Annotated in this window: 18 protein-coding genes; 9 read left to right on the top strand and 9 right to left on the bottom strand. The window is 59.2% G+C overall.

The window, feature by feature from the left end; genetic code table 11:
* Window positions 1–2 precede the first annotated feature (2 nt).
* The 8 genes from QQL28_RS32645 to QQL28_RS32610 all read left to right on the top strand — a co-directional run bounded on the left by QQL28_RS32645 (window position 3) and on the right by QQL28_RS32610 (window position 6364).
* On the top strand, window positions 3–533 hold the full coding sequence (locus QQL28_RS32645; protein WP_284272150.1) for an HNH endonuclease family protein: 531 nt from the start codon (window positions 3–5) through the stop codon (window positions 531–533).
* A 74-nt stretch (window positions 534–607) separates the two neighbouring features.
* The gene (locus QQL28_RS32640; protein WP_284272148.1) at window positions 608–907 is read left to right on the top strand and encodes a hypothetical protein; all 300 of its coding nucleotides are present in this window, start codon (window positions 608–610) and stop codon (window positions 905–907) included.
* Window positions 904–1110 carry a hypothetical protein gene (locus tag QQL28_RS32635; protein ID WP_284272146.1) on the top strand — a complete coding sequence of 69 codons (207 nt, stop codon included), beginning with the start codon at window positions 904–906 and terminating at the stop codon, window positions 1108–1110. The genes QQL28_RS32640 and QQL28_RS32635 overlap by 4 nt, the downstream gene beginning before the upstream one ends.
* Before the next feature lie 105 nt (window positions 1111–1215).
* Window positions 1216–2793 carry an LA2681 family HEPN domain-containing protein gene (locus tag QQL28_RS32630; RefSeq protein WP_284272144.1) on the top strand — a complete coding sequence of 526 codons (1578 nt, stop codon included), beginning with the start codon at window positions 1216–1218 and terminating at the stop codon, window positions 2791–2793.
* Window positions 2794–3007: 214 nt separating this feature from the next.
* The gene (locus QQL28_RS32625) at window positions 3008–3919 is read left to right on the top strand and encodes a hypothetical protein (protein ID WP_284272142.1); all 912 of its coding nucleotides are present in this window, start codon (window positions 3008–3010) and stop codon (window positions 3917–3919) included.
* Window positions 3920–3929: 10 nt separating this feature from the next.
* Window positions 3930–4544: a GTP pyrophosphokinase gene (locus QQL28_RS32620; RefSeq protein ID WP_284272140.1), complete on the top strand. Its 615-nt coding sequence runs from the start codon at window positions 3930–3932 to the stop codon at window positions 4542–4544.
* A 28-nt stretch (window positions 4545–4572) separates the two neighbouring features.
* Window positions 4573–5391, top strand: a complete 819-nt coding sequence (locus tag QQL28_RS32615) for a hypothetical protein (RefSeq protein ID WP_284272139.1) — start codon at window positions 4573–4575, stop codon at window positions 5389–5391.
* Window positions 5384–6364 carry a hypothetical protein gene (locus QQL28_RS32610; protein WP_284272138.1) on the top strand — a complete coding sequence of 327 codons (981 nt, stop codon included), beginning with the start codon at window positions 5384–5386 and terminating at the stop codon, window positions 6362–6364. Before QQL28_RS32615 ends, QQL28_RS32610 begins: the two co-directional genes overlap by 8 nt.
* Here QQL28_RS32610 and QQL28_RS32605 read toward each other — a convergent pair whose 3' ends face one another.
* From QQL28_RS32605 to QQL28_RS32590, 4 genes are all read right to left on the bottom strand, one after another.
* Complete coding sequence (locus QQL28_RS32605) at window positions 6365–7105, bottom strand: peptide arginase family protein (protein WP_284272137.1); 741 nt, start codon at window positions 7103–7105, stop codon at window positions 6365–6367.
* 95 nt (window positions 7106–7200) lie between these two features.
* On the bottom strand, window positions 7201–7491 hold the full coding sequence (locus tag QQL28_RS32600; RefSeq protein ID WP_284272135.1) for a DUF2285 domain-containing protein: 291 nt from the start codon (window positions 7489–7491) through the stop codon (window positions 7201–7203).
* Window positions 7492–7980: 489 nt separating this feature from the next.
* Entirely contained in the window at window positions 7981–8586 is a 606-nt protein-coding gene (locus QQL28_RS32595) for an NAD(P)H-dependent oxidoreductase (RefSeq protein WP_284272133.1), read from the bottom strand.
* A gap of 180 nt (window positions 8587–8766) precedes the next feature.
* Window positions 8767–9318 carry a hypothetical protein gene (locus tag QQL28_RS32590; RefSeq protein WP_284272131.1) on the bottom strand — a complete coding sequence of 184 codons (552 nt, stop codon included), beginning with the start codon at window positions 9316–9318 and terminating at the stop codon, window positions 8767–8769.
* Between the two features lie 370 nt (window positions 9319–9688).
* Here QQL28_RS32590 and QQL28_RS32585 point away from each other — a divergent pair, with 370 nt between their 5' ends.
* Complete coding sequence (locus QQL28_RS32585; RefSeq protein ID WP_284272129.1) at window positions 9689–11575, top strand: ParB/RepB/Spo0J family partition protein; 1887 nt, start codon at window positions 9689–9691, stop codon at window positions 11573–11575.
* Between the two features lie 299 nt (window positions 11576–11874).
* Here the strand turns inward: QQL28_RS32585 and QQL28_RS32580 are convergent, their stop codons facing one another.
* The 5 genes from QQL28_RS32580 to QQL28_RS32560 form a co-directional block, all read right to left on the bottom strand.
* A complete protein-coding gene (locus tag QQL28_RS32580; RefSeq protein WP_284272126.1) occupies window positions 11875–12198 on the bottom strand; it encodes a hypothetical protein in 324 nt (107 codons plus the stop codon).
* Between the two features lie 139 nt (window positions 12199–12337).
* On the bottom strand, window positions 12338–12619 hold the full coding sequence (locus tag QQL28_RS32575) for a hypothetical protein (RefSeq protein WP_284272124.1): 282 nt from the start codon (window positions 12617–12619) through the stop codon (window positions 12338–12340).
* Complete coding sequence (locus QQL28_RS32570; protein WP_284272121.1) at window positions 12616–13170, bottom strand: hypothetical protein; 555 nt, start codon at window positions 13168–13170, stop codon at window positions 12616–12618. The genes QQL28_RS32575 and QQL28_RS32570 overlap by 4 nt, the downstream gene beginning before the upstream one ends.
* Window positions 13171–13289: 119 nt before the next feature.
* Window positions 13290–14597, bottom strand: a complete 1308-nt coding sequence (locus tag QQL28_RS32565) for a DUF4407 domain-containing protein (RefSeq protein ID WP_284272120.1) — start codon at window positions 14595–14597, stop codon at window positions 13290–13292.
* A gap of 139 nt (window positions 14598–14736) precedes the next feature.
* Complete coding sequence (locus QQL28_RS32560) at window positions 14737–15450, bottom strand: SprT-like domain-containing protein (RefSeq protein WP_284272118.1); 714 nt, start codon at window positions 15448–15450, stop codon at window positions 14737–14739.
* Between the last annotated feature and the right edge of the window lie 164 nt (window positions 15451–15614).

The raw sequence follows: 15614 nt of genomic DNA, 5'->3' as shown, positions 1-15614 counted from the left end.
GAATGGACACGTGGTTCGAGCTCATGAAGCGTCACGCACGCGAGATCCTGCCGGTCCGCGATGGCGAGAGCTTCGATGACTACCGCGCGCGAATGACGCAAGCGCTGACGCCGAGCCAGCGTGCCCATATGGCCGCGAAGGCGTGGGCGGACGCGAGGCAGGCTTACAAGAGCCGCGTCGCGCGACGGCGCGTGTGGGTCGCAGCGGCCCGGCTTGCTTTTGATCCGGGCCCCCGGTGTCCGTGCGCGGTCTGCGGTCAGTACGAATGCATTACGGAGGCCCATCACATCTATCCGCTGGCGCTTCAGTTCGATGCGGGGGAGACGCAGCCGATTCAGGAATCGTGCTGGCTTTGCCCGACGCATCACCGGCTGATGCACGAGATCATCGAAGCGCTCATCGAAATCCGCCAGCCGAGGCTCGAGGGCGTTCCGTTCGGGGAACGGGACAGGCTGGACAAGATCGGCGTGCGGTTTGTTCATCTCTGGCGGCGGGCACAGCTTCAGGATCGTTTCCTCCTGAAATCGGCATAGACTCCGTCTCTCGCGGCATTGACTTCTTGTTCATGTTTTGTTCTTATGCTGTCCGTCCAGCAAGGAGACAGGCCATGGACAATCGCATCAATGAAATCCGGCGCGTTATCAGAGCCTTGCGCGTCAGCATGAAGGAGGCCGAGGCCATCATGCACGCGCAGATCAACCGGGACGAGGAGTGCACCTTCGTGGCGCAGGAAATCCTCAAGATGCGCACGGTGATGAGCGGGCTGGTCCAGGAGCGAAGCATGCTTGGCGACAATGAGCCGATCCTTGTGCACCACCTGTTCATTCCCCGCCGACCGCCGACGCCGTCGCGCGCTCCTGTTGCGAAGCGCCGGCTTGTGCCGCCGGCGGAGGCGGCGCTGGCATGAGCACAACGCGCGCGGTCTACTTCTCCGATATGCAAAACCCGCCGGAATTTCTGGTGGCGCTCAACCACGCCCGCAAGCTTTCCTGCCATGAGGGATGGTGCCGAATGCACATCGAGGCGATCCAGGTCGCGATCGATCAGTATGCTGAGGCCGCGCTCGGCAACCGCGAATTCTTTCTGAACAAGCCGCACAGCATCGGGTGAGGGTGCATTAGCGACGATATCCGGTGAGTTCGGGGGCTTTTTGGGCGGTGGATTTCCTGCACAATCCAAGACAAAACTACCGAAAATCTCTCTACTCTCGCGTTCATGACCACCGATCCGACTCAAATACTGCAAAAGCTCATCGCTCAAGGGCCCCCGCAGGCAACGGAGACGGGCAGCGCTGCGCTCAAACGAATTGGGATGCTGATCGACCTTGCAGGCGATCTCGGTCGCGATGATGCAACCGTGCTTGCGCTCGAATGGTGCGATCTGCTGAGGGAGAAGAAGCTCACGAAGCAGCAGCGGGTCTTGCTCGATTATTTTCGTGCCAACGCTTGGGCCAACCGAAAACGGCTGAAGCACCGCGATCCGGATTCGGCGTGGCAGTGGAACCAACCCGAATTACAGAACGAGATATTCCATCTCAGAAGCGCCGCACACGCGCCAGGTTTTGAAAAGCTGTCCGCGTTGCGTCGCTGCCAGATACTTACCAATCTCGGTAACCAGCTCAACACGCTCGGCCGTTGCGTGGAAGCTGTCGCGGTATGGACGCGCGCGCTCTCGATTGATCCGAAGTTCGGTATGGCCAGAGGAAATCGAGGCTCTGGCCTCACACGATATGCCTCCAGCCTCTATGACAATGGGCACAGAGGGCTGTTTCTTTTCCGCGCCCACGAAGACCTGCATGCCGCTCTTTCACCAAAGGCGAGATATGTCGGTCCCGAGGGCGAGGGTGCGATAAAATTCTTCGCCGGCGTCAAAAAGCGCATCGAGCCTGCCATCCATCTCGACCATGCAAAGAGCATCAAGTGGGAAGGACATCGCATCGGACGCTCCGCAAGCGAACGTCAATACCGACGCTGGACATTGCATCAAGGGTTGTTCCTGAACCCCCTTAATGATCTCGGCCCGCATAGCATTGCCGCGATCGATCTGCTTTCTCTTCCAAGCTTCACAAGTAATCTGGGCGAACCGCCATCGCTCATCGCCTTCTTCGATCAAATGAAGCAAGAGTTCGTCTCGGGTCGATGGTTGCTCTTCGAGGGACTTCATTCCGACGCAGTGCACTTTTCCGACCGCGATGTCGTGCTTTACAACACGCTCGACTATCCCAGCTATTCGCTTGCAGTTGAAAAGGTAAAGGCTGCTTTCCGCATCGTCTATTCGGTGCTCGATAAGGTCGCGTTCTTCCTGAACGACTACGCGAAACTCGGCATTCCGGCTCATCGCGTTTATTTCAGAACGATTTGGTACGAGAAGAGTGATCCTGCCCGATCCGTCCGACCGGAATTCCTGCAATCCAAGAACTTGCCGTTCCGAGCGCTTTATTGGCTCGCCAAGGATTTATTCGATCCGGCGTTGAAAGACACCATGGAGCCCGACGCTAAGGAGCTCTACACGATCCGCAATCACCTCGAACATAGCTATCTGAGGGTGCACGAAATCCTGATACGCAAACAACCGAGCGCAGCGCCCGATCCTTGGACAGACCGACTGGCCTACTCGGTTAGCCGCAGCGAACTCAACGCCAAGACCATCCAGCTCTATCGTATGGCCCGCGCCGCCCTGATCTATCTGGCGCTTGGCATGCACCATGAAGAGAATAAGCGTGATCGGACCGGGCCGAAGGGCTTGAAGATGCCCATGAGCCTGGATCGCTGGTCCGACACATGGAAGGTTTGACGCGAGCCGACGCCGACCGACTAAAAGCCAACATCCGCCGATCCCATCGGGCTTGTTCATACAACCCTGGCGGGTTAGCATCCTCCAAAAAAGCCAGCCGCATCAGGGGGGAGCGGTGCCCGTACAATATATTCATACCTATTTGGTTCATCCTGGAAAAAGTTCGGGAGACATTCGACAGGTCAACGGCGCGTCGGTCCCACTGACGGGCAGTATGTTCGATCTGCTCGACGGGATTTACACCCGCGCCGACCAGGAATGCGACATCGACATCATCTTCAAATCGTCCGGCGGCGTGCAACAGAACCCATGCCGAGATCTCATTTGCGCCCATCTCGATGATCCAACACTGCCGAACGGACGCGCCATCGCCGAGCGCTTGCAGATCCATACCGATCGGCGGGCTGGCATCGGTTTGCTTTTTCTGATCGTCGGCAAGGAAGGGCGTGAGCACAAGATTGTGCTGTCCCGATTTCCGACCGATAGCGCGATCCTCGTCGAGGAGAACCCTCGAAGTCTCGACGTTGCGTTCCTTGAACGCGTGTTCATGAAGAACAAGACGTCCTACAAAGCCGTTCTCTATCGAGATGCATCTTTGCGCGCGGGCTTTTGGGATGGCAAAGCGATCGATAAGCAAACCAACCCTGCCGGCGAGAGCGCCGATTATTGGATTGCGGACTTCCTCGCCTCCGATTTTCGCGTGACCCCGAAACAGGGCACGTCCCGCCTCGCGACCACCCTGCGAGATGCCATCAAGACAGCCGATATCGAGGTGAAGCAGGAAATCATTGCGGCTGCGACACTCGCAAGGACACTTCCTCGCATATCGATGAGCATCAACGAATTTGCCAATCGCTTTAATCTATCGGCCCCAGCACGCGAGGCCGTTTCGCAACAACTCAGAAATCCGCATCTGGCGGAAGAGCGCTTCCTGTTCTCGGCCTCTGATTTTGTCAGCATCATGGCTTATCGATCAATGGAGCTCGATAATGGCGCAACCCTAACCGCACCGTCCGCCGAATTTGACGATGTCTTCAGGCAAGAAGTCATCGACGGTAGCGCGCACAGAGTTCGGTTCACGACGCAAGGCACGGTAATCAATGACAAGCTCAAGCCAAAAGCCTGATGATCTCAGGGTGCAGTATAAAGAGCGCTACGAAAAAGTCCTCACTCCGCTCGCCGACGAGCTGCGCGCCTATCTGTCTCGCTGCCTGGAAGGGCAACCGAGAATTGACCGGATCTCGGCACGTCCAAAGGACATCGATCGATTTGTCGCCAAGGCGACCAAGCTGGCCGACGGAAAGCCGAAATATCAGGAGCCCTTGGCCGAAATACAGGACCAGGTCGGCGCGCGCATCATCACATACTACCAGTCGGATGTTGCCCGGCTTGATCCGCTGATCCAGCAATGGTTCAGACCCATAGAGTATCGGGACCATGTGCCCGAGTCCCATTGGGAATTCGGCTATTTCGGACGGCACTACATTCTCGCAATACCGTCCGATGTCATCAGCGCCGGATGGCCGAAAGAAATGATCCCGCGTTTCTTTGAGTTGCAGGTGAAGACGTTGTTCGAGCACGCCTGGTCCGAAGCCGAGCATGATCTCGGCTACAAACCGGGCGAAGCTCCTCTGACGCCGCAGCAAACGCGCAGTCTCGCCTACACGTCGGCCCAAGCGTGGGGCGCGGATAAGATGTTCGACGACCTGTTTCGGGAGCGCGCCGGCACTACGGGCGGCGCCACCCATTGACCCGCGCCGGCCATGCCACGGAACGCCCATGACGAGAAAGCTGCCTCTGACAGACTTCCGCGCTGTCAGGCATCAACTTGAACCCAATGATTTTGCGGTCAGCGACGGGGACGATATTGCGCCGACCGACTTGATTGACGAGCGAACATGGGCCGGCATTACTCATCTTACCGACGACGTGGCCATTCGCACGTCAGACCACAATGGCATCCGGCTGAAGCTACTCTACAGCCTGTGGAGCGACTGGATTTCTGCCATAGGTGACCCCGATCATCCCGATGAGCTCTACAACTGCATGCTGGACGCCGCCGATGCCTTTCAGTGCGTCAATTTTCTCCTGTTGCACGGTTACTACCGAGCCGCCATGGCTGAACTTCGCGTGGCGCTCGAACTGGTTATGATCGGTTCATACGGCAATCTGAAACCGACCGACGCCGATTACGTCACATGGAAAACCAGCGGCTCAGAATTCGGCTTCACGCGTGTCAGAAAACGGCTGCGCGGGATGCTGAGTCAGGAACAGTGCAACTGGCTGCTTGCCGACGACGAGCTTGCCAGCAATACATTTCGTCAGTTGTGCAATTTTACGCATTCGCGTCCCGATTCAAGCGATGGCGCTCTCTGGGAGAGCAATGGGCCAGTGTACGTGCATGATGCATTGATGCGCACGTTCTTTACGACCCTGAGTGTCTACGCCATTTGCTACTTGCTTGTACGTATCGCTCGCCCGGCCTTTACCCTACCCGAAGACAGCCGAATTCTTTTCGAGGAAGATTCAGTGCCGGGCCGCGAAGCTGTCGCCAAGGCTTTCGAACAACTTTTCAAAGAACGGGCGAGTCATGGCTGATCTGCCGGGACTGGTAAATCAATTAGGCAGCCTAACGGTGCTCGAAGCAGCGAAGCTTTCGGAGATGCTTCGCGCGCGGTTTGACGGTCCGCCCAAGAAAAAGCATCTCAGCTTCAATGAAGGTAAGGTCTGTGACGCGATCGTGCGCCGTCTCGAAGAGCGCGAACAGCAAGTGCGCGCAAACCTCCGGTGGCCCGAGCTGGAAAATCACCAGCACCCGGTCGAGGTGGTCTTTGATCTGGGCAGTCAGCTTTATGCGCTCGAACATACCGGTATCGAGCCGTTCGATGGCCACATACGCATGGAGGCGCAGACCGAGAAGCTCTTCGCACCGATCACGACCGCGCTCAAAGATGCGCTCGGAACGGATGCGCTGTTCGAACTCTACCTGCCGATCAATTCGCTCAATGGGCGCAAGCCGGCTGAACTTTCGGCGATTCAGCAGGCAATCATTGACTGGGTCAAGACGACCGCGCCGACGATCCCCAAGCGTCCTTACCCGGACTACAAGGGAAACGGTGTTGGCCCTACACGGCCGCCGAACGTGCCGTTTGATGTGGCCCTTTGCCGCTTCGAGCCGCCAATTGTTCCCGGCAAGTATTTCCAGATCCGGCATACAGTGGATGATATCGAAAAGCTGCGCAGGGACCGGATGCAGGCTGCGATCGACAAGAAATTTCCGAAGCTTGCCGCGTGGAAAGCGAACGAGGGTGCCAAATCGATCTTGGTGCTGGAGCAGAACGATATCCAGCTTACCAATCCCTCCATTGTGGCCGACGTCTACGTACCGTTGGCCAAGGCGCGCGAAGACCGGCCGGATGAAACCTATCTGGTCGCATCATGCATGAGTCCGAATTGGTGGATGTGGCCAATCCTAATCGGTGATCGCTCGTATGACGATTTTGCCAAGAGCGACGATCCGAGCTTCTGGGAATTTGACCCATCCAAGCTTGCGTCGCTGACGAAGCGATAGTCAGCGGGGAAGGGCGAATTCGATTCCAAGAGGTTTCAAGACGAGATCCAGGACCGCCTCGCTCTGTTCCCAGCCACCACAATATTCGGGTGAGATCGCGATCGTCAGCACGCTGATCTTGCCGCTACTCAAGTGAACGCTGACGGTCTTCATCAAACGCGATATGTATGCCTCGGACATCATGCACCGGGGAGGATCGTTGTCGGCTCCGTGCCAAAAGAAGTAGTCCAGATCGAGGTTGAAAATCCACGGGGCCGGAGATTCGTTCAACCAATAATCGAGGTTGGAGGGCAGACCCCAGAGATCGCAGGTCATATGCTCGCACTTTGGCGTCGTGCCCTTACCATGGGTCGCGAAATAGGCGGCGTCCATCGCGTTTCCGAACACGGCCAAGAAAATGGATAGATAATTATCCCAGCCAAACAGAGGGAGCGGCTGCGGAATATCCAGGTGTTTGACCTTGCGCGCCAGATACTCATCGATGCCGAGACCCCAGTCGCCCGGCAGATTGTCCAGCCATGTCGTCATCCGGCTGACAAGCGTGTCGTAGTGCTGATCCACGTGAAAGAGAGAATACCGCTGTTTGGGATCGATATGTTGCAGCCAGCACCACAGCGCCGCGCGATGGTTATCCATCACGTAGACGTTCTGGCGCTTCCACAAGAAGTTTTGGGTAAAGGCGCCCGAGTGGTTCCTCCCGCGAAACGGGACTAGCCATTCGCCTCCGAATGCATCCGGCATTGACGTACCTCAAGCTCGAAAGAGCGCGCAGCGCGAAAATCAGGTGCGGCGCTCCGATCGCGTGCCCAAACCCTTCGGCCTCGCAAAGCATGATGTCAATGATCAGAGCGGGCGAGGGATTCAGCTCCCAAGAGATGCCGATACCCCTGATCAATTATCCACCTGGCACGAGCAAGGTGGCTGTCATAGGCATGACGGGCACGTTGCGGTTCGCGAGCAGGATCGATACGCAACACAATTTTGGTGGCTTGCTGCCAATCGGTGCCCTGGGCATCAGCATCCAGCAGGCGCATGTACGTGACAATATGTTCGAAGTCATAGGGTGTCAGTGTTGAATCGGCTGGGGCCAGTTCCGCGACATCAGGGTCAAGCGGCAGCTTTCGCATAACATCTCCTTGGAACTTGATCAGCCCTGTTTTGGTCGGTCTCAGGTTGGCGAATGACGAAAGTCTCGGGTAGTCCCAAAATCTGCACCACGTGGTGCTCCTGAAGCGCCACCGGGCGTGTTTCTCACTGGATCTGGGCGCGTCCGCTGCGCGGAGCGGGCTCTACGAGCTGCGCTTGCCGGGTCTGCGCCCCGGCCCATTCGGGTAACGATCCCATCGCGCAAGAACTGATGTGCGCCTTGCCGGGGGCACTCGGAAAAGCGGCTCGCCGTCATGAAGTATGCCGGCGAACGCTATCACTGCCGCGTTCCCGGGTGCCCTTTTAACCGGTCGCGTCGCTGCACTCGTTCCGCGTGCCCCTTCGGGTCGCTATGCTCACGCGGCCCGGGTGCCATTTCAGGGGGGCGATGCGCCTCCTCCTACGCCAAGGCTTCGGAGGACAAGGCGGCGCACGCCTTTCGCAGCATCGTTGGTCGGGCCTATAGGCGACTAGATGCGCCTGAGTACATTCTTCATTCGAGCGACGGCTGCCTGGACGTCCTGCTGGGAAAGTTTCTCGGCCTTGTAAAACGGCAGGAATGTGAGTGCCGCCTTAGGCGCGCACGTGCCCAGTATCGCCGTTTTGAGGATGCGCCGAACAGGCTGGCGAAGCAAAAGCCAATCCACCCACCATGGCGATCCCAAGGTCGTGATGCCAACGACTCGTCTCAAATCGTTGAGGCGTGGCCGTATGGCGCCCAGATCGGGGGCATGGTCGTAGGCAACGCCAGGGGCCCAAACCCTGTCGAACCAACCTTTGAGGATGGCCGGAAATCCGAACCACCAGGTTGGGAAGACAAGCACGATGGCTTCGGCCCAAAGCAGGTCATCGATTTCGCGCGTTATCGCGGAGGCGTCGAAATTGGAATAGTAGCTCTGACGCTCGCGTTTGGTGAGGGCGGGCGCAAAGTTGGATTGATACAAATCGACCAAGCGGCATTCATGCCCCGCAGCCGTCAGGAATTCGACGGCAGCATCGGAAAGCGTTTGGCAAAAAGATGCGTCAAGCGGGTGAGCTTTGACTATGAGGCATCGCATCGATTCATTACGGGTCATGTACGACAAAGATCGGACTGAGCATAATCGGTTGGCTTTCCCGCGTATAGCGGCCAATTTCTTTTGGCGAACCGCGCGCGCGTCTTCTTCTCAAAAGCATTGTTTCGCCGCTGCTGCGGCGTGATCGCTTAGGGCTACGCCCTCGACGCGGCGCTGGGCCAGGCCCACACAGCGCGTACGTCACAAAATCTCGCCTGAGTTGTCTGCCGTGTCTTGGTTGTTCTCGCGCCGGATGAACCACTTGCCGTGTCTGTGCTCGATCAGGCCGGATTTCGACTTGATTCTAGAAAGTGCGACGGCGACCGCATTGCTAGCCTCGAAATCTGTCTTGACGAAAAAGCGGCTATCCGTCGCTTTGAACCAGTCCTTGATATCCCTCGCCGTCCTTCCGTCTGGATGCTCGGCTAGCAGTTGCAAGATAAGATTCGTCAGTGTCGGTTGACCGAAACCTCTCCGGTGGTGCTCTGGTGCTTCCTCGAAACGTCGCCGCTCTTCTGCTGCTATTTCCTCGAAATGTCGTCGCCAGTCCGCTGCTGCTTCCTCGGAACGTCGCCGATCCGCTGCCGCCGCCGCCTCGAAAAGTCGCCGATCCGCTGCTGCCGATTCTTCGAGAAACCGCTTTACGTCGCCAATGGCCGCTGCGTAACCGTCCTCATACGCTTGGTCGAGTGCTTGCTTCGCCGCTGTACGTTTGGAACGCTTAGACAGTGGATCTGTTGAATGTGCTTTCATTGCGGTTAGTGTTCCACAATCACAAGCTGCATTCAAGAATCGTGTTCGATGCTTCGATGTCAGCCAATCCGACAGATGGTGCATCCTGCGCGCCACCCAGTTAGCGAAGCCGGGAGATACTTCTGTTATTGAGCGCTGCGCGCTTCTTCTTCTCAGCGCATTCTTGTCGCCGCTGCTGCGGCGTGAGGCTTAGGGCCCCGCCCTCGGCGCGCTACGGGGTGGCCTTCCGCCCAGCTTCGGTCGCAAGAGCTCCCTGCAGCCGGGTCCCCGCGAAGGCACCCGCTCCGCTTGCACACCCGCTGCTCGCCGCGAGGCAGGGGTTATGGCGGCTTTTTGGCCGCGCACAACCCCAGCCAACAAGGAAAAAACCATGAGCAACAGAAAGAACATTCCCGCCGAAGCGCGCAACATCGTGATGGTGCCGCTTGGCAAACTCAAGAAGTCGCCGAAGAATGTGCGCAAGATGCCGCACACGCCTGCGGAGATCGAGGCGCTCGCCGCCAGCATCGCATCCCTCGGCATGCTGCAATTCCCGATCGTCGAGCCCGAACGCGGTGCCAAGGACAAGCCGACCGGCCATTATCTGGTCAATGCAGGCGAGGGACGCCGCCTTGCGCAGTTGCTTCGCGTGAAGCGCAAGGAGATCAGGAAGGACGAGCCGATCCCCTGCGTTCTGGACACCGAGCATAATCCGACCGAGATCAGCCTCGCCGAAAATGCCATCCGCAGCAACATGCATCCCGCCGACGAATACGAAGCCTTTGCCGAGCTTCACAACGAGCAAGGCATGAGCGCCGACGATATCGCCGCGCGGTTTGGCGTCACGCCTGCCGTCGTCAAGCAGCGGCTTAAGCTTGGGGCGGTAAGTCCTGCCCTGCTCACTCTCTATCGCGCAGGCGAGATGAACCTCGAACAACTGACTGCCTTTACCGTCACCGACGATCACAAGCGGCAGGAGGAGGTCTGGGCTGGTCTCACCTACGACCACAGCCGCCGCGCGATCCTGCGGGCGCTCACCGAAGGGCATGTGTCCATCAGCGACCGCCGCGTGGTGTTTATCGGCGTCGAGGCGTACGAGAAAGCAGGCGGCACGGTGATCCGCGACCTGTTCGACGAGGACGGAAGCTATCTCGCCGATGCGGCCCTGCTCAACCGCCTCGTGTGCGCGAAGCTCCAATCCGTGGCCGAGGCCGTTACGGCCGAAGGCTGGAAGTGGGTGGAAGTTGCAGCCCAGTTCGATTATCGCAGCACATCCTCGATGGCCACTATCGACACCGTGCCGAAGGAACTGACTCCTGAGGATCAACAGAAGTTTGAAAGCCTGCAAGAGCGGCTTGAGATCATCACCAACGAAGCCGAGCAGAACGACGCGTCCGAGGACACTCTTAACGAAATCGAGCGCCTCGAACAGGAAATCGCCGTCCTGACCGCGGAAGTCTTTCGGCCTGAGGACATCGGCCGCGCGGGTGTGTTCATCGCGCTCGGCCATGACGGTGAAGCCCGCATCGAGCGCGGCTATCTGCGGCCCGAGGATGAACGGCCAGAAGAAGGTGAGGGCGAGGACAGCGGCAATGGCAACGAAGAAGCCGAGGCCGCGCCGAAACCCGCCACCGGCACCGAGGGGCTTTCCGCCGCCTTGGTCACCGAACTGACCGCACACCGGACGGCAGCGTTGCAGAACGATCTCGCGCAGGCTCCCGAACTTGCCTTGATCGCCGTCGTCCATGTGCTGGCGGCGCGGACCTTCTATCACGGCAGGCATTCGTGCCTTGAGATCAGGGTGGCGCAGGGACTGCAATCGTCCCGTGGTCCAGTGCTTGACGAAAGCATCGCCGGACGTGCCATTGCCGAGCGGCATCGTATGTGGATGGACCGGATGCCGCAGGAAGGCGAGGCTCTGTGGGCGTTCGTCTCGTCGCTCAGCATGGACGATTTGCTTTCCCTGCTGGCGCATTGCGCCGCGCAGTCGCTCAACGCCGTGCATGGTCCCGACTGGGGCGACCGGAAATCGGTGTTCGAGCATGCGGCGATATTGGCGAGGGCCATGCCGCATGACATGATCCGCTACTGGCAACCGACCGTTACCAATTATCTCGGCCGCGTCAGCAAGGAGTTGATCGCCGAAGCGGTGAGGGAAGGCGCGGGCGATGACGCCGCCCGGCAGATCGCGGGTCTCAAGAAGCAGGCGATGGCCCAGCGTGCCGAGCAACTGCTGGCCGGGAAAGGCTGGCTGCCCGAAGTGCTGCGATCGATCTGATTTGTCTTGTATGCAGACAGAGGCTCGGGCATCGGCAGCCAAAGGATGTTTATGTTGAACTGTGCGATCAAAACTGTAGTCTGTGATCATGCACAAGAGGGGCCGCGTCCTGACGAGGACGCGGCTTTCTTATTGGTGGAGCCCTGCCGGGCAATCGCGTTGTTGCGTCCTAGCTCAAGCACTGCCGACCGAGCACACGCCAGCCTGACTGCGAGGGGAGAGCCTCGCGCCGCGCGACTGTTCTTTCCTGCGTTTGTACAAACTATCGCGGCGGCCGTTGTCGCTTGAAGCGCGCCGGACTAGCGCCGAATCCGGGCGACGTTTCGGCCGGTTGCTTCTCGCTCGTCCGGACGTCGCGGAAGCATCGGTGCGGCGTGAGGGTTCGTCGGCGGCAGGTTTTTGGAAACCGCCTCCGCGAATTGCTCGATGCCGGTCAGCATGATTGCACAACCCCACCAGCCGGTCAGGAACGCCAGGCCGTTCCAAAGTGTCGATGAGCCGTCCGGCCAAACCAGCCAGAGCGCCGTGCCGAGCATGACAGTGCCGAGCGCCATTCGTGCGATGGCGATCGAAACATAGACCATGAAGAGCGCGCCCTTGGCGGCGCGGAGTGCCGTGCGCATAACTGAGCTCCTTTTTCTGACGCAAGAATGGATGGACTGTGAGACGCGCTACAGCGTGCGAACAGCGGAATGCCTAGGAGTCGCCGAGAAATATTGGTAGCCACGGGCCGCTGCGGATAGCCCGCCGACACGCGGCGAACTAAGCTGGGATCAGCAAACAGGTCACGCCATGCCCCACGATCCCGAACATGAAATCTGGAATCCGTTCTGCGAACGTGTCGATGGCCTGTCGGCCATCGAGCGGGTCGAACTCGAACGAAGCCTCGCCTGGATGCACTACATCAATGGCGGCGGCGGTGATCCGCATTATTTCGATCACCAGAGTTGGTTGAAACAGCAGGAACGCGGCCGATAACCTGTGTGCAATACGAAACGGCCGGATGGCTGCTCGCTTAGCCATCCGGCCTGCACCGCTCATCATGTGATCTGCCCCTTGAGGAGCTGCTTGATGGTCGTCACCGCTTCCGCCGTGATGGCGCCAAGCCTTGCCTGCTCGTCCGGTCCGTTGTCGTTGCTGGACATCAGCGGCAATGCCGAACTCAACAGGACATGCGTCCTTGCGAGTAGTTCCTGTTCTTGGCTTCCCCAAGCCCGCCGCTCCTGGCTCCAGAACTTCGCCCGGATCGAGGATTTCCGGGCGCAGGTCCGTCCCCCGAACTTGAACCACGGGAGCGAGGTTGTCTGTTCGGTGACGTAGTAGATTTGCCGGATTGCCGCGATGTCGGTCTTGCCAAGCACGAACTCGGCGATTGCACGCACGCCGATGAGCATGTCCGGCGCGAGCGGCGGATCGTCGAGTATCGGGAAGCCGTCAGGAGTGGCGTTTCTTTCCGGATCGAGTGTTGCCCGACGCGGCCCGGCCCTGCCGGGCGGGCCGTTGTCGTTCGCTGGCACCGATCGCACCTCGCGCATAGCGCTCTCGGTGCCAGGCGTGGCGGGCTGTCCGGGCTCTTCGATTTTGCGCAGGGACATACTCTTCTTGCTCGCATCAGGCATGGGATCATCTTTCATCATCGGTGTCAGGAAGCTGAGATTGATCAGCGGCGGCGATCAGGACCCCGTTGGGGATGAATGCGCCCGCCCGCTTGCGGTCATTGCTCATAACCAGCGTCCCCCTGATGTCCGTTGAAATGCGTCTTGTTGCGGCTTCCGCGCGGGCGTCCGCGCCCACGGCGAGGCACGGCCACGTCGTTCGACAGCGAGGATTCCGGCACGTTGTCGTTGGCCGCCGACTGGACCGCCGTCGACACCGCCGGCAGAACGACGTCGATCGCCTGCGGCTCGACGGCTTCGCCGACGTCGCGCCTCTCGGCATCAGTGGCTTCGAGTTGCTCGGCTGCCTCCTTGGCGATGGTGCTGACCGCCACGTAGTGTTCCCGCGCCAGGCGTGCCGCCAAGGCGCTGGGAAGCTTGGTCGCGGCCGCCCACATGGGCCCAAGCTCAAGCGCCAATGAGAGGAATTCGAACGCCAGCACCAACAACCAGAGACGAGGGTTCTCGCTGGTGAGAGCGGAAAGTGCTTCCAACTGGGCCGCGAGGCCGCTCCGCTTTCGGATCGCGTTCGGCGACTCGTTGATCGCCTTCTCGATCCCCGCGTTCCTCCCGCTCTCCTGCGCCGTCACAGTCGCGGCTAAGGCGTCTCGCTTCGCTGTCGCTTCGGCTAGCCGCCGTTCGAGCCCCTCCAATTGCGGATCAGAGGTCGATGACGGCGCATTGGTCTTGCGACCGATCGCCCGCCTGACATCATTGGACCGCAAGGCCTGAAGCGAGCGGCTGATGTTGTTGACCTCAGCATCCTGTACCGAAAGCGCCTGCTTGGAACGCGCGATACCCGCATCGACCAGCTTCGATGCGTCCGCAGCGACGGTCTGGTTCGAGGTCATGTACTTGTTGTCGATGTAGCTCTGAACGTCGCTGAAGTTGGTCCCGATGATCAGGAAGGTTCCCGCGAGGAAACCAAACGTGGCCGCTTGACCGACCCGAACAAGCCGGACGAGAAAGGGGATGCGGCTGGTACCCTCAGGATCGGGCAGCTTCAGACCGACACGCCGAAGCTCCGCGTTGCCGCGCGAACTGAGTGTCCCTTTGTACTGGACCACGTAGTCAATCGCGCCAGTAAGTCCGCCCACGAACAAACCGGCGACCGCATAAGATGCGTGGAATCCGCCGCCACCCATCGCAAGATGAAGGCCGACCGTGGTCGTGAGCGAACTCAATGCCGAACTGCCGAGCAGGATTGCACCGGCCGCCCGCAGATCGCTCAGTTCTTGCGGCGATCCGTACTTGTGCGCGAACTCGGCCGAAAAGCCGCTCAGCGGAATTGAGAGCCGGTCACGCAGCGGAATGGGATTGGAGGGGGGCTTCTGGTCATGAGAGCGTTCAGATAGATCAAGTTTCATCGTCGAACTCCGATTTTCGGTGTTGAGGACAGCCGGGGTCGTTCGGCGTCGCGCGTGCGCGATGCCGCCTCCGTCGTTGGGTGGTTTCGGAAAAAGCTAGAGACGCTCTAGACGCTTGAAAGCGTCTTCTGCCGTTGGTTCAGAATGGGTCTGCTCCTCGTGCATCAAGCCCTGGGAGACTTGCTGCATCTTGATCGAGTTGATCACAAACAAATGCGCCTTCGCAGAAGCCGCAATTGATTTTCAGGCGCGGCTTGCCCCACACCCGTACGGGCGGATCGCAGTTTGGGCAAAAATATCCGGTCTTGGACTCGGCTTTCGAGATCAGCCGCCGCACCAAGCCCGTGTCGTTTTTCGCCTCCAACTCGACGTAGGGGATCACGTAGCCGGTGTTCAGAAGGCCCGAACAGACCTGATCGAAGAGTCCGCCATCCTTGATGTAGTGACTGACTCGACCGATCGGCTTGCCACCTGGAGCACCGGTGTCGGACGTCACCAAGCCCACCTCGAACATTTTCCGGGCGAACTGCCGATTGTGATATCCGCCGCGACCTGTCTTGCCAAAGTGGTGCTGCCACAGATGAACCATCTCATGGACTAGCGTGGACAGGTTCTCAGCGTCGGAGCGCCGCGAGCCCCAGAAGCGCTGATTAAGAATGATCTGGTCCGAAACATTTATCCCGTCACGGGAGATGAAGCGGTTGCCCCCGAAGCAACCATAGGCGCCGCGAAGATGTTGGACCGTAATGAGGCAGTTCGGAAGTTCACCAGCAAAGAGGCGGTCATTGAATTTGCGATAGGCGTGGACAAGCGCCCCGTAGGTTCGTTGGGTGGGCTTTGGTTTCGCGTCCATCACGACCTCCAGAGCAGAGCTTTGTGCCGTACGGCAGAAATCCATATCTTCGGGCCAGACGTTCTTCGAGGAAGACTGCGCTGAAGTAGGTCGATCTGGGCTACCAAAGATGCCCAAACGCTACGGCTCGGTTCATGCGGGCACCAGAGCGCCAAGTGTGCGCC

Origin of the sequence: Bradyrhizobium iriomotense (assembly GCF_030160715.1) — a bacterium.
GTDB lineage: Bacteria > Pseudomonadota > Alphaproteobacteria > Rhizobiales > Xanthobacteraceae > Bradyrhizobium > Bradyrhizobium iriomotense.
This window is presented reverse-complemented; position numbering and strand designations above follow the sequence as displayed.